The sequence below is a fragment of the Salinivibrio costicola subsp. alcaliphilus genome (assembly GCF_001996185.1).
Lineage (GTDB): Bacteria > Pseudomonadota > Gammaproteobacteria > Enterobacterales > Vibrionaceae > Salinivibrio > Salinivibrio costicola.
Genome location: NZ_MUFR01000179.1, coordinates 1 through 330, shown reverse-complemented (window position 1 = coordinate 330; position 330 = coordinate 1). Strand labels below are relative to the sequence as shown.

At 47.9% G+C, this 330-nt stretch carries 1 protein-coding gene; it reads right to left on the bottom strand.

Features of this window, described 5'->3' with window-relative positions; genetic code table 11:
* Window positions 1–54 precede the first annotated feature (54 nt).
* On the bottom strand, window positions 55–330 hold a 276-nt coding region (locus BZJ21_RS15770; protein ID WP_158075555.1), incomplete at its 5' end, for a zinc ribbon domain-containing protein.

Below are 330 nucleotides of genomic sequence, written 5' to 3'. Positions count from 1 at the left end.
ATGAACAACTCCCACTAAACGCTGCGCGTTTTGAAGGAGTTTCAAAAAGAAAGCCTAAGCTGCCTCTTTAGGCTGGTTCCCAGCCTGAATACCTAACGCCCAGTTTAAATTAACTTGCGCACTGGCTACATCTCGGGGCTTCTCACAGCCACAATCGCATGAGTGCCAGCGATCAGCTAAGGTTTTTTTCTTCTTAGCTCCGCAGTCTGGGCAGGTTTGACTTGGCTTAACTTGCTTTGTTGGTACTTCAACGTATTCGCTACCAGCTTCTTCCGCTTTATAGGACAGCAAATTAAGAGTCATGGCTGGCGCGGTATTCAGGATTTCCCG